Origin of the sequence: Paractinoplanes ovalisporus (genome assembly GCF_016834655.1) — a bacterium.
Classification (GTDB): domain Bacteria; phylum Actinomycetota; class Actinomycetes; order Mycobacteriales; family Micromonosporaceae; genus Actinoplanes; species Actinoplanes ovalisporus.
Map to the genome: position 1 here is coordinate 145,941 of NZ_JAENHP010000008.1, position 12,095 is coordinate 158,035.

Below are 12,095 nucleotides of genomic sequence, written 5' to 3' on the forward strand. Positions count from 1 at the left end.
CGCCGTGCCGCAGAGGCGACATGGCGCGATGTGGACAGGCGTCGATTTCAGCCGAGTGACAGGGCTGTTGCCTTCGCCTCCTCGAGACTGGTGAACCCCTCGAGCCGGTAGGTCACCGAGCCGCGCTCCCAGAGCAACGTGGGTGTGGCGAGCCGGGCCGTGGCCGCACGCTCCTCGCCGGCCCGGTCGATGTAGGTCAACGTGTGCGGTTCCGGCAGCCAGATGGCCATGTCGCCGCCGAGGTCGACCCACTGGGCATCGGTGGCCTGCTTGAAATACATGGCCGCGGAGCCCGCGAACTGGTCGAACCGCACCGCGCCGCCGCGATAGACCGCGCTGACCACCCGGGGCACGCCGGACGGATCCGGATCGGCGATCTCCACACGTTCGGGCGGGCCGAGCGTGGCCGGCATCCGTACGGCGAAAGGCGCGCGCTGCCGTGCCTGCTCCAACGTGACCGACCCGGTCGACGGAAGCGGGCTCGGAGTCGGGGCGGGCGGGGCCGGCTGGGCGGACCGGCGCACCTCGATGCCGGCCACCTGGAGCACCTGCACGACCGCGTCGACGACGGCGGCGCGGGCCGGTTCGACGGCGGTCACGGTCACGGCCAGCGCCGCCAGGGCCGAGGCCAGCCAGAGGCGCCAGCGGGGCTTACGCGGTACGGGGGAAGCGATCCGGGCACGCACGGCGGCGCGCTGGTCGGCCGCCGCGGGCACGGACAGCCAGGCGCCGAGGTCGCGTAGCTCGGTGACCAGGTCGTCGTCGCGGTCAGACACCCGGCACCTCCTCGGCTCGCAGCTGTTCCCGCAGCCGGGCCAGCGCCCGCGCCGTCCGCGACTTCACGGTCCCCTTGGGCACGCCCAGCGCCGCCGCCGTCTCCTGCTCGCTCAGGTCGAGCAGGAAGCGGCAGACCAGCACGTCGCGGTCGCGCTCGCCGAGCAGCCGCAGCTGGTCGACCAGGCGTTGCCGGCGCTCGTGGGCCATCACGGTGTCGGCCGGGTCGGGCTCGTCGGGAAGGGGTTCGGTCGCCACGGCGGCGCGCAGGGCCAGACCGTCCCGGCGGCGCCGTGAGCGGTGCAGGTTGCGGGTCTCGTTGGCCACGATGGCGAGCAGCCACGGGCGGAAGCCGGACTCGCCGCGGTAGCGCGACAACTGCCGGTACGCCTTCACCAACGCCTCCTGCACCACGTCGTCGGCGTCGTCCCCCGCGCCGAGCAGCACGGCGGCCCGGTGCGCGGGCACGGTGTAGCGAGCGACCAGGGTTTCGTACGCCTCCCGGTCGCCCTGCCGTGCCCGGCTCACCGCCGTCGCGTCGTCGATCTCGATGGCCCTTCTCAGCCCCGGCTCCCTTACCTCCGCACCGACACTGCACTGACACCGTCCGGCGCGGAAAGGTTCCCGGAACCTGTCCCGGATCCACGGTGTCACCAGAGCATGACCACACGCCGCTCGTTCCTCGCCCTCTCCGGTGGCGTGCTCGCCGCCTCCGCCCTGGCCGGTTGCCGCGAACCGAAGGCCGCCGCCGTGACCGCCACGGTTCCCGACGTGCTGCTCGCCTCCGGCCCGAACGGTGTCGTCCGCCTCTCCGGCGCCGAGTCGCGGCCCCTCGGCGCCCGGTCGGTGCTCAGCCGGGACGGACAGATCGCGTACGCCCTCGACGGCGCCGAAGGCCTGGCCCGGGTGGACGCGACGACCGGGGCACCCCTGGTGAAACAGGTGATCGGGGATGGATGGGTGCCCCGGGTGGTCGCCGAGTCCGGAAACGCGTGCGTGCTCGCGCCGACCCCGCCGGCCGAGCCGCCCACCGGTCGCACCACGTCGCCCCTGCTGGTGATCGGGCCGGGCGGGCCGCGCAAGGTCCATCTGCCGGGATGCGTCGAGCCGGACGCGTTCACCGCCGACGGCCAGGGCCTCTTCGTTCTCGACTGGCTCCCGGCCGGGGCGCCCGAGACCTATCGCGTACGGATGCTGGATCTCAACGACGGCCAGGTCTATCCGCTCTTCACGCGGGACAAGCAGCCGGTGCCGACGGGGGCCGAGGAGCAGATGCGGGGGCGGGGCCGGCAGGCGGTCTACTCGCGGGAACGGCAGACGCTGTACACGCTCTACACCCACCAGCCCGACCACCAGCACACCCGCAACCTGCTCACCGGCACCCGCAGCCACGTGCACGCGTTCGTCCACGTGCTGCATCTGAGCGAGCGGTGGGCGTACTGCCTCGACCTGCCCGACCCGTTCGGCCAAGGGCCGGCCGAGGGGCATGCGCTGGCCGTGGACCGGTCGCAGATCTCGGTGCTGGACACCGCGTCCGGCACGGTTCTGCACGCGGACGCCGAGACGCTGGAGGTGCAGCGGGTAGCCCGGATCCCGGCCGGTCGCGGGGTCGCGAGCCTGGCCCTCGACGCACCCGGCCGGGTGCTCGCGGCCGACGGCGGCACCGTGCACGTGCTGGACCGCGGCTCCGACCAGGTGCTCGGCACGTGGACGCTGCCCTCGCCCGCGCGCGGGCTGCGGCTCAGCCCGGACGGGTCACGCCTCTATGCGGGCGGCACCGACGAAGCGTACTGGCTGGACGCCGCGTCGGGTGCCCTCGCCGGCCGCGTTCCGGTCGCCGGTCTGACCGAGATACTTTCCGTCCGCTGATCCGAAAGTTTCGATGCAATGCGTGCCTTACAGGCCGCTTTCATCAGGCGTAAGTTTTCCGGAACTTAGCGGTTGACTCACCTTGGGAACGCTCCCAATATGGAGCGTGCGCCCGCTTCCACCGGCGGGCGATCCCCCTCTCCGACATAGGTGAAGGTGAATCCCCATGAAGTCGCTCCTGTTGACCGCCACGGCCGCGCTCGTGGCCGTGGCCGGCGCCATCGCGCTCCCCCTGACGACCCCGGCCGCCGGCGCCGCCCCCGCCGCCTGCAGCAACGGCTACGTCGGCCTGACCTACGACGACGGGCCCAACCCGAGCACCACCAATCAGCTGCTGAACGCGTTGCGCAGCAACGGATTGCGGGCCACGATGTTCAACACCGGCCAGAACGCGGCGGCCAATCCCGGCCTCGTCGCGGCCCAGGTCTCGGCCGGCATGTGGATCGCGAACCACAGCTACACCCATCCGCACATGCTCACGCTGAGCCAGGCCGCGATGTCGTCCGAGCTGTCGCGCACCCAGACGGCGATCCGCAACGCGGGCGGCGGCACACCGACGATCTTCCGGCCTCCGTACGGGGAAACCAACGCGACCCTGCAGTCGGCCGCCTCGGCGCTCGGGTTGCGCACCGTGACCTGGGACGTCGACTCGCAGGACTGGAACGGCGCGAGCACCGCGCAGATCGTGCAGGCGGCCTCGACGCTGACCAACGGGCAACTGATCCTCATGCACGACAACTACGCGACCACCATCGCGGCCGTCCCGCAGATCGCGGCCGGGCTGGCCTCGCGCGGCCTGTGCGCCGGCACGATCTCGGCCTCGACCGGCCGGGCGGTCGCCCCCGGCGGCACCACTACTCCCCCGCCCACCGGAGGTTCGTGCACCACGACCTACACGGCCGGGCAGCAATGGGCCGACCGTTTCAACGGCTCGGTGAGCGTGAGCGGCACGAGCAACTGGGTCGTCACCGTGACCCTGCGCTCGCCGCAGCGTGTCATCGCGACCTGGAACACGTCGGTGAGCTGGGACAACACCGGCCTGGTGATGACCGCGCGCCCCAACGGCAACGGCAATACGTTCGGCTTCACGATCCAGCACGGCGGCAACTGGACGTGGCCGTCGCTGAGCTGCCGGGCGGCCTGAGGAGCATCGATGGACACACGGGCCGGGCAGAGCCTTGTAAAGTCCGGCCCGTGCGTCGTCTGGTGCCCGCTCTCGTCGCCCTGTCCCTCGTCACCGGCCTCACGGGCTGCGGCCTGTTCGGCGAATCCGATCAGGAACGCCTCGACGCCCTGATCAACAAGGAACCCCGGTTCATCGTCATCCTGAAGGTCGACGCGACCGAGCAGCAGAAGGCGGCGGCCGAGGTCTACATCAAGCGGGTGCCGCACGTGGTCAACGTGAAGTTCCAGACCCGCGAGGAGTTCTACGCCGAGGCCGAGAAGGCCATCGGGCAGAAGCCCAGCGTCGGGCCCGAGTCGATGCCGCAACTGTTCAAGGCGTACGTGCCCGACGCCGACTTCCTGCGCGCCGCCCGCGACAGCAAGGAGGCCTTCCAGCTCAAGGTCCAGTCCGGGGTCTCGGAGGTCGTCTGGGGCTGCCTCGAGATCGACGAGTGTCCCGAGGTGCTCGACAAGCAGGAAAAATGATCTCCGGAGTGGCGTCCCCGGCCTTCGTTACCAAATCTGTACATTAGCGACATGGCAACGATCTCTCTACGCGGCGCTCTGCTGCGATCGTTGCCTGCCCTGCTCCTGCTGCTGACGCTCGGTTTCGCCGCGCCCCAGCAGATCGCCGTTCCGATCGCCGCCGGGGTCACCCACAGCATCAGCTCCCCCACGGCATCCGCCACCGCAGGGTCCACTGCCGACACTCCGGACGACATCGTGTCGCCGGACGCGGCCTCCGCGCGTACGCCCGGCGTTCCTGTCGCCGACCGCACCCGCAACCTCTCCGCTCAGGTCACCGCCGGGATCCACGGGTCCCGCGCACCGCCGTTCGCTCTCGCCTGACCATCCGCTGACGACCGTCCGGTCGTCGGGTGGTCGCCGTCCTCCTTCACCCATGCGGACTTTGCGAGCGAACAGGACCACCTGACGATGAACGTTGTTGCCGAAATGCTGCTGGAAACCCCCGCCCCCGCCGCCATCTGGGCCACCCTGTGGATCCTCACCCTGCCGGCCGTGCTGCTGCTGGCCAGCCCCGAGGCGATGCGCAACCCGGGCGAACTGCTGCGCACGCTGGCCCGCTATCTGCGGCTGCCGGCCGGCCGGGGTGAGAAGCGCCGCGAGCTCGCCCTGGAGGCGCTGGCCGCGACCCAGTTCGCCGAGGAGGTGCGGGTCGCCGCCGACCGGGCCGCGCTGGCCGCCGGGCGGTGGCACGAGCGATGGGAGACGGCCTCGGACGAGGTGACCGAGGCGTGGCAGGCGTGGCTCGACGCGGACGCCCGGCTGCGGGTGCGACGCGCGGCGGCGGTCTTCGGCACCCCGTGGAGCGCGCAGACCCCGACCGAGTACGCGGCCCGGGAACGCTTCCTGCACAAGGCCGTCCGCACCGCGGCCGACAACGGCTGGCTGCCGGCTGCCGCGGTCGCCGACGCGCTGGCCGGCCGGGCCGGCTGGGACGCCCGCCTGCACCCGCTGGAGCAGGAGCTGGTGGTCTTCACGGCCGCGGCCGGCCACCTGCGGGACCGCTACGAGCGGGCCGTCGAGGCCGAGGCCGCCGCCCGGCACGACGCCACGCTGGCCCGCCGCACCAGCGACAGCCTGCGCCAGGAGTCCTGGATCGCGGCCGGTCGCGCCGCCGAGCTCCGCCGCCTGCTGCCCGCCCGCATGTCGGTCACGACCGCCACGAGCGAGCCTGCGGTGGCCGCCGTCTGGCACTAAGGTGCGGCGTATGGCCATGCACTGGACGCTTGGCGGCGACGCTTCCGATCCGCACCGGCTGGCCGCCTTCTGGGCGCAGGCTCTGGGCTATGTCCCGGAACCCGGCTACGACGAGCCCGACGGCGCCTCGATCGTCGACCCCGAGGGCCACGGCCCGGCGATCGGTTTCCTGCGGGTGCCCGAGGTCAAGACGACCAAGAACCGCATGCACATCGACATCCGGGTGGCCGGCGAGCCCCCGTGGAATCCCGCCGACCGCGAACGCCTGATCCACGCCAAGGTGGCCGAGCTGGTCGCCGCGGGCGCGACCGAGGTCCGCACCGAGCACTACGGCGACCAGCTGGGCAACGTGGTGATGCTCGACCCCGAGGGCAACGAGTTCTGCGTCGCCTGACCGGGCTCGATCAGTAGCGGAACAGATAGGCCTTGTTCACCAGCTGGCACAGGTGGTCGAAGCGCATCCCGTACGTACGGTTGGCGTTGAACTTGGGCCGCTCCGACGCCGGGTCGATGATGTAGACGATCCGCTGGGTGGTCTCGACGCGGTAGACCATGAACCAGTGGTCGACCGGATCCGGGTCGTCGTTGGTCCAGCCCGGCGGCTTGTACGGGCTGTTCCGCGGCACGACCACGTTGGTGAGCACGCCGAATCCGTTGGCGATGTTGTTCTCGAGCCGCCGCCAGTACTGCTCCCGCAGCGCCACCGACGCCTTCAGACCGCCCTGGCTCTCGACGTTCGCGAGCTGGTGGCTGCCCAGCCAGTGGTTGATGCCGTTGAGCATCTGGAAACGGTTGGTGCCGGCCGACAGCGTGGTGCCGATCCGGGATGCGATCGCGCTCTGCGTGGGCAGCGACGAGGTGCGGACCGAGATCGCCATGCGCAGGGCGGCCGGGCCGCACCAGGAACCGTTCTGCTGCCCCTGCCAGACGGCCGAGACCTTGTAGGTGGCCGCGGAGGCCGGCGCCGCAGTGGCGATCGCGCCGGTGACTCCGGCCGCCGCACCGATCAGCGGCGCGGTCAGCAACGTACGTCTCTTCATCGGGCGTTCCTCCAGGTGTCGGTGGCGGCGGCCCCTCGACCGCCGCCACCGACCCTGCGCATCCATCTGTCCCCGGCCAAGCCTCAGCTGTCCCCGAAGACAGTTAGCCGCCGGTCAGGGCTTGGTGAGCAGGCAGCCCGACTTCGTCAGGTCGATCGTGCGCGTGGCGCTCAGACACGTTGTGAACCAGTAGGTCTGCTCGCCGTAGCTCTGACCCTGGGAAACCGTGATCGTGCCGTCAGCGGCGACCTCACAGGGGTTGTTGAGGGTGCAGCGCTCGCCGTCGTCGTTGCCGGTGTTGTTGATCCCAATGATCTGGCCGGTCGAGGCGCTGACGATCGGGGAGCCGGACGTGCCGTGGATGGTGTCGCAGGCGGTGTCGTAGCGGATCGAGTCCTTCCACGTCCACTCGCCCTCGCGCAGCTGCGGGACGAAAGCGTCGATCTTGCAGTTCCAGATCCGCTTCCAGTAGCTGGACGGGATCGACATGGTCGTGCCGGCCGCCGGGCGGCTGCTCGCGATGGTCAGCGCGGTCGCGCCGTAGCGGCTCTGCAGCGTGGCGAACGTGCTCGTCAGGCGGTAGAGCGTGACGTCGGTGCCGGTCATGGTCGCGTAGAGCACGCGGTCGGCCCGGACCGTGGCCACGGCGCCGCCGGTGCTGTTGAGCAGCGTGCCCGAGCGGGACGAGGTGCGGTTCTGCAGCACCTGGCCGGCGCTGAGAAAGCCGCCCTCGTAGCAGTGGCCGTTGGTGAGCATCATGGCCCGGTCGCTGCTGACCGACGACGGGTAGCGCACGAGCGAGGCCGAGCAGTTGCTCAGCGCGATGGTGTTGGCGAGGGTGGTGGCGGCGACCGCCTGGGCCGGGGCCGGTGCGACCGCGACGCCGGTGATGACGGCGAAGGTGGCCGCGGCGGTTGCGAGGAACCGTCGTACGCGCATGGGGGTGTCCCTTCTGGTACCTGACGACGCCCGAACCCTCGCACCACCACTAATCGATGTCAATCGATAGCATTCGGGTCATACCTACGGTCCGTTGTGCCGGTTGCCTCCGCGGGCCACCATGGACCGACATCGGCCGAGGGGGCGGGAGCGCGATCATGGGAACGGCCCGGAAGTTCAACCAGGTTCTGCATTCCGAGCTCGACGTGCACGCCGCGTGGATGCCCGTGACCAACACGTTCGCGCTGGGCGACTACGGCGTGATCAGCGACGGCGTCTTCGTGAAGATGGGCAACATCGCCGAGTACGGCGTCACGTTCGCCCCCGCCACCGGCGCGCCGACCAAGCTGCGCTTCCGTTCCGACGGCACGCGTGTCACCCGTTTCCTGGCCGGCGCCGAGGTGCCGAACATCCCGCAGGTCGACCTCGAGGCGTCCATCCGCATCGAGTTCTCCACAAAGGACTCGTTCTACATCGACGCGCCCGTGCTGACCGTCCAGTCCATGGAGGACGTTGCCAGAGTCGGTGCGGCGCTCCGGAAAGCCGAGGGGTGGCGCCGCAAATACCGGGTGGTGTTCTCGACGTACGCGGGTCAGGGCTGCACCATCATCTCGTCGCGCGAGGCGAATTCGGCGTTCGAGCTGAGCGCCACGGCCGACGTGCTGCACCTGCTCGAGCTCGGCAAGGCGCAGGGCGGCATCACGCTCTCGGGCGAGCGGGCGGCCGGGCTCGAGGTGATCGGCGCGTCCGGGGTGGTCGGGCTGCGGCTGTTCAAGCTGCGGCTGTTCACCGGCAGCACCGACGTGCTGCGGGCCGACAGCACGGACGACCAGGTCGAGTTCGATACCGGGGTCGATCTGGAGGACGACGTCTGAGATGCGCTCCGAGCTGATCGAGTTCTTCCGCTTCGACGACCAGAACTCGGGCATGCTGCGGAGGGGCGACCGGTTCCTGCGGGCGCGCGGCAACGAGCCGGTCACCGAGGTGCGGATCCCGATCGCCCACAGCGACTTCCTGCGCCGGCTCGACCACCTGCGCTACGCCGTCGAGAACGACGCCGGCCGCCGCGACGACGCCCTCGACCAGCTCTCCCGGGTGGTCACCGAGGTGCTCGGCGACTGCGCGCCCGAGGCCGAACCGGTGCAGATCGACCTGGTGACCAACGCGGCCGAGCTCAGCGCGCTCCCGTTCGAGCTGGCCGTCGACACCGGGGGCCGGCCGGTCTTCGCCGCCTCCGATCCGCCGTTCGTGCTGACCCGCCGGGTGCGCACCGGCCTGCACGGGGAGCGTCACCTCTGGTGGTCGAAACCGCGGGTGCTGTTCGCGGCCGCCTCCCCGGCCGGCGCGGGCCGCCCGGTGCCGCTCGAGGCGCACCGGGCCGCGCTGCGCGACGCGCTCAAACCGTGGAGCGAACCGCTCCCGGTGGCCGGGCTGGCCGACGCCGTACGCGACAACCGCCGCATGCTCACCACGATCGACCGGGCCAGCCTGAGCCGCATCCGCACGGCCGCACTGGCCGCCGCGGCCGAGGGCCGGCCCTACACCCATCTGCACGTGCTCGCCCACGGCTGCGACGTCGGCGACCGGTTCGAGCCGGCGTTCGGGGTGGCCCTGTTCGACGACGACGACCGGTCGATGGCCGAGGTCACCCCCGACATGCTGCGCGAGGTGATCCAGTCGATCGAGCCCAGCCCGGTGGTCGTGACGCTGGCGGTCTGCGACGGCGGCAACGAGTCGAACAGCGTCACCGGCGGCGGCAGCCTGGCCCACGCGCTGCACGTGTCGGGGGTGCCGGTCGTGCTGGCGTCGCAGTTCCCGCTGACCTTCGCCGGGTCGCACACGTTCGCGCGGGGCTTCTACCACCCGCTGCTGGCCGGGGCCGACGTGCGGGAGGCGCTGCACGCGACGCGCACCCAGCTCTATCGGGAGGGCGCCGACACCGCGCACGACTGGGCCAGCCTGGTCGCCTATGTGCAGCTGCCCGAGGATTACCAGGACCGGCTGTACGAGGTCGCCATGCAGGCCGAGATGGCCTCGTTGCGTACGGCGCAATTGTGGTCGGACCGCCTCGTCAACGAGGGGATCACCGACGCCGGGGCGTACGACACGGTGGCCGAGCAGCTGGGCTCGCGCATCGCGTCGCTCAAGGGCTATGTCGAGGGCACGGTGGCCGCGCCCGCCGTCGCCGCCCGTCTGGAGAACCTCGGCATCCTCGGCAGCGCGCAGAAGAGGTTCGCCGAGCTGGCTTTCCACCGGGCCCGCCTCGGCGAGACCGACCGTGAGCGGTGGGAGGCCGCCGCCCGCGCCGAGCTGTCCGAGGCCCGCCGCTGGTATCTGCAGGGCTTCACCCGCAACCTGTCCCACCACTGGCACGGCGTGCAGGCGCTGTCGCTGGAGGCGGCACTCACCGGTCGCATCGAACGGGTCGGCCAGTGGTACGCCGCCCGCGAGGCCGCCGAGGCCGACGACGACGCCTGGGCGCCCGGGTCGCTGGCCGAGCTGCTGCTGCTGGCCCCGTTCGCCGGGCGCACCCGGGCCCTCGACGAGGCCGAGGAGCAGCTGGCCGAGCTGGTGACCCGCACCCGGGCCCAGTGGCCGGCCGACGACCCGTTCCCGGTCGACTCCACGATCCGCCAGTTCGGCCGTTACCTGCGCTGGTGGACGGCCGGGCACGGCTATTTCCCGGGCTTCGGCGGCGACCTGACCGCCGAAGCCGCGCGGCTGCTGGAACGGCTCAGGGCGTTGTCGGGACCATCCAGTCGAGCACCGGCGTTCCCTGCAGGGCCACCAGAACGCACATGACCAGCAGCAGGACGACGCTCCAGCCGACCACACGGCGGAAGATGTCGCCCTCCTTGCCGGCCATGCCGACGGCCGAGGCGGCGATGGCCAGGTTCTGCGGGCTGATCATCTTGCCGAGCACGCCGCCCGACGAGTTGGCCGCGGCCAGCAGCAGCGGGTCGAGCCCGGCCTTGGCCGCGGTCTGCACCTGCAGGGCCCCGAACAGGGCGTTGGCCGAGGTGTCGGAGCCGGTCACGGCGACCCCGATCCAGCCCAGGATCGAGGCCAGGAAGACGAAGAAGCCGCCGGCCTGGGCCAGGAACTCGCCCAGCGTGTTGGTCTGGCCCGACTGGTTGAGCACGTAGGCCAGGGCCAGCACGGCCATCACGGTGACGATGGCGTGCCGCAGTTCGACGTACGTACGCCCGTAGGCCCGCACCGCCCGGCCCGGGGCGACGCGCAGCACGACGGCGGTGAGGATGCCGGCCAGGATCATCAAGGTCCCCGCGGCCGGCAGCCAGCCGAGCGTGAACGTGGTGGAGGCCAGGGGTTTGCCGTTGGCGCCGAGCACATCGAGGCCGGGCCAGCCGAACGCCACCGTCCACGGCTCTTCGGCCAGGGCGGCCTTGACCGGGCCCAGGTTCACGATCGAGAAGATCACGATGATGACGAGGTACGGGGCGTAGGCGCGCAGCACCTCAGCCGCGGTGTCACGCCGGGCCTCCACCGCGACGCCACTCGGTTTCGGCAGCTCGCCGTCGGCCCGGCCCGGCTCGTTGTCGGCCCGGCCCGGCTCGTTGTCGGCCCGGCCCGGCTCGTTGCCGGCCCGGCCCGGTGAAGAATCGGCCCGGCCCGGCGAAGACCCGGTATCGGCCCGGGCGGACAGATCGGGCGTCTCGACCGGCCGCCATCCGCGGAGCAGCAGCATGACGGCGGCCGCCGCGAGCAGCGCCGCGATGATGTCGGTCAGCGGCACCGAGATGTAGTTGGACGCGGCGAACTGCGCGCCCGCGAAGACCACGCCCGCCACGAGAGCGACCGGCCAGGTCTGCCGTACGCCCCGCTTGCCGTCGATCACCGCGACCAGGACGAGGGGCACGACCACGGCCAGGACGGGGGTCTGCCGCCCGACCATCGCACCGAGCGTGTCGGTGTTGAGTCGTGGATCGTCGGCCGCGCCCGCGGTCACCGTGCCGAGGGTGGTGATCGGGGTGGCCAAGGCGCCGAACGCGACCGGCGCGGTGTTGGCGATGAGCGCCACGGCCGCCGCCTTGATCGGCCGGAAGCCCAGTGCCATCAGCATCACCACGGTCACCGCCACCGGCGTGCCGAAGCCCGCGAGCGCCTCCAGCAGCGCCCCGAAGCAGAAGGCGACGATCACGGCTTGGACGCGCATGTCGGGGCTGACCCGTTCCATCGAGCGGCGCAGCACGTCGAAGTGGCCGCTGACGACGGTCAGGTTGTAGACCCAGATGGCGTTGATGACGATCCACAGGATCGGGAAGAAGCCGAAGGCGGCGCCCTCGGTGGCCGAGAGCAGGGCCTGACCGGCCGGCATGGCATAGACGGCGACGGCCACCACCAGGGCCACCGCGAGCGAGATCACCCCCGCCAGCCAGGCCCGCATGCGCAGCACACCGAGCAGCACGAACAGGGTGAGCAGCGGGAGCACGGCGAAGAGGGCGGAGACGGCGACCGAGTCACCGACGGGGTCCGTCACGATCTGGAACTGATCAAACATGATCGCCATCCAGGAGGATCGATATTTGATGCCCGGAACGCCATGGTCGCCCCGCCGCCGCCCGC

Annotated in this window: 13 protein-coding genes; 8 read left to right on the forward strand and 5 right to left on the reverse strand. The window is 71.4% G+C overall.

The window, feature by feature from the left end; translation table 11 throughout:
• Nucleotides 1-47: 47 nt before the first annotated feature.
• Both JIG36_RS24925 and JIG36_RS52195 read right to left on the reverse strand, forming a co-directional pair.
• Nucleotides 48-776 carry a hypothetical protein gene (locus tag JIG36_RS24925; RefSeq protein WP_203378817.1) on the reverse strand — a complete coding sequence of 243 codons (729 nt, stop codon included), beginning with the start codon at nt 774-776 and terminating at the stop codon, nt 48-50.
• Nucleotides 769-1,302, reverse strand: a complete 534-nt coding sequence (locus JIG36_RS52195; RefSeq protein ID WP_307872905.1) for an RNA polymerase sigma factor — start codon at nt 1,300-1,302, stop codon at nt 769-771. The genes JIG36_RS24925 and JIG36_RS52195 overlap by 8 nt, the downstream gene beginning before the upstream one ends.
• 132 nt (nt 1,303-1,434) lie before the next feature.
• On the opposite strand from JIG36_RS52195, the gene JIG36_RS24935 reads away from it, so the two are divergent.
• The 6 genes from JIG36_RS24935 to JIG36_RS24960 all read left to right on the forward strand — a co-directional run bounded on the left by JIG36_RS24935 (nt 1,435) and on the right by JIG36_RS24960 (nt 5,923).
• On the forward strand, nt 1,435-2,643 hold the full coding sequence (locus tag JIG36_RS24935) for a YncE family protein (protein ID WP_236048204.1): 1,209 nt from the start codon (nt 1,435-1,437) through the stop codon (nt 2,641-2,643).
• Nucleotides 2,644-2,809: 166 nt separating this feature from the next.
• Nucleotides 2,810-3,787, forward strand: coding sequence for a polysaccharide deacetylase family protein (locus tag JIG36_RS24940; RefSeq protein ID WP_203378820.1), 978 nt, complete (start codon nt 2,810-2,812; stop codon nt 3,785-3,787).
• Between the two features lie 50 nt (nt 3,788-3,837).
• Complete coding sequence (locus tag JIG36_RS24945; RefSeq protein ID WP_203378821.1) at nt 3,838-4,293, forward strand: permease-like cell division protein FtsX; 456 nt, start codon at nt 3,838-3,840, stop codon at nt 4,291-4,293.
• A 51-nt stretch (nt 4,294-4,344) separates the two neighbouring features.
• Nucleotides 4,345-4,656: a hypothetical protein gene (locus tag JIG36_RS24950; protein ID WP_203378822.1), complete on the forward strand. Its 312-nt coding sequence runs from the start codon at nt 4,345-4,347 to the stop codon at nt 4,654-4,656.
• A gap of 87 nt (nt 4,657-4,743) precedes the next feature.
• Nucleotides 4,744-5,529: a hypothetical protein gene (locus tag JIG36_RS24955; RefSeq protein ID WP_203378823.1), complete on the forward strand. Its 786-nt coding sequence runs from the start codon at nt 4,744-4,746 to the stop codon at nt 5,527-5,529.
• 10 nt (nt 5,530-5,539) lie between these two features.
• Complete coding sequence (locus JIG36_RS24960) at nt 5,540-5,923, forward strand: VOC family protein (protein WP_203378824.1); 384 nt, start codon at nt 5,540-5,542, stop codon at nt 5,921-5,923.
• Between the two features lie 10 nt (nt 5,924-5,933).
• On the opposite strand, the gene JIG36_RS24965 is transcribed toward JIG36_RS24960, so the two are convergent.
• Nucleotides 5,934-6,569: a C39 family peptidase gene (locus tag JIG36_RS24965; RefSeq protein ID WP_203378825.1), complete on the reverse strand. Its 636-nt coding sequence runs from the start codon at nt 6,567-6,569 to the stop codon at nt 5,934-5,936.
• 114 nt (nt 6,570-6,683) lie between these two features.
• A complete protein-coding gene (locus tag JIG36_RS24970) occupies nt 6,684-7,508 on the reverse strand; it encodes a S1 family peptidase (protein WP_203378826.1) in 825 nt (274 codons plus the stop codon).
• 158 nt (nt 7,509-7,666) lie between these two features.
• Here JIG36_RS24970 and JIG36_RS24975 point away from each other — a divergent pair, with 158 nt between their 5' ends.
• Nucleotides 7,667-8,383: a hypothetical protein gene (locus JIG36_RS24975; RefSeq protein WP_203378827.1), complete on the forward strand. Its 717-nt coding sequence runs from the start codon at nt 7,667-7,669 to the stop codon at nt 8,381-8,383.
• 1 nt (nt 8,384) lies between these two features.
• Nucleotides 8,385-10,310 (forward strand): CHAT domain-containing protein, encoded by a 1,926-nt coding sequence (locus JIG36_RS24980; RefSeq protein WP_203378828.1) that lies wholly within the window; start codon nt 8,385-8,387, stop codon nt 10,308-10,310.
• On the opposite strand, the gene JIG36_RS24985 is transcribed toward JIG36_RS24980, so the two are convergent.
• Complete coding sequence (locus JIG36_RS24985) at nt 10,243-12,030, reverse strand: L-lactate permease (protein WP_203378829.1); 1,788 nt, start codon at nt 12,028-12,030, stop codon at nt 10,243-10,245. The genes JIG36_RS24980 and JIG36_RS24985 overlap by 68 nt on opposite strands.
• Nucleotides 12,031-12,095 lie beyond the last annotated feature (65 nt).

Excerpts from the sequence above, each read along its gene's own strand:
- JIG36_RS24935 (WP_236048204.1), top strand. The coding sequence starts at position 1,435 with ATGACCACACGCCGCTCGTTCCTCGCCCTCTCCGGTGGCGTGCTCGCC.
- JIG36_RS24940 (WP_203378820.1), top strand. The coding sequence starts at position 2,810 with ATGAAGTCGCTCCTGTTGACCGCCACGGCCGCGCTCGTGGCCGTGGCC.
- JIG36_RS24950 (WP_203378822.1), top strand. The coding sequence starts at position 4,345 with ATGGCAACGATCTCTCTACGCGGCGCTCTGCTGCGATCGTTGCCTGCC.
- JIG36_RS24955 (WP_203378823.1), top strand. The coding sequence starts at position 4,744 with ATGAACGTTGTTGCCGAAATGCTGCTGGAAACCCCCGCCCCCGCCGCC.
- JIG36_RS24960 (WP_203378824.1), top strand. The coding sequence starts at position 5,540 with ATGGCCATGCACTGGACGCTTGGCGGCGACGCTTCCGATCCGCACCGG.
- JIG36_RS24965 (WP_203378825.1), bottom strand. The coding sequence starts at position 6,569 with ATGAAGAGACGTACGTTGCTGACCGCGCCGCTGATCGGTGCGGCGGCC.
- JIG36_RS24970 (WP_203378826.1), bottom strand. The coding sequence starts at position 7,508 with ATGCGCGTACGACGGTTCCTCGCAACCGCCGCGGCCACCTTCGCCGTC.
- JIG36_RS24975 (WP_203378827.1), top strand. The coding sequence starts at position 7,667 with ATGGGAACGGCCCGGAAGTTCAACCAGGTTCTGCATTCCGAGCTCGAC.
- JIG36_RS24980 (WP_203378828.1), top strand. The coding sequence starts at position 8,385 with ATGCGCTCCGAGCTGATCGAGTTCTTCCGCTTCGACGACCAGAACTCG.
- JIG36_RS24985 (WP_203378829.1), bottom strand. The coding sequence starts at position 12,030 with ATGTTTGATCAGTTCCAGATCGTGACGGACCCCGTCGGTGACTCGGTC.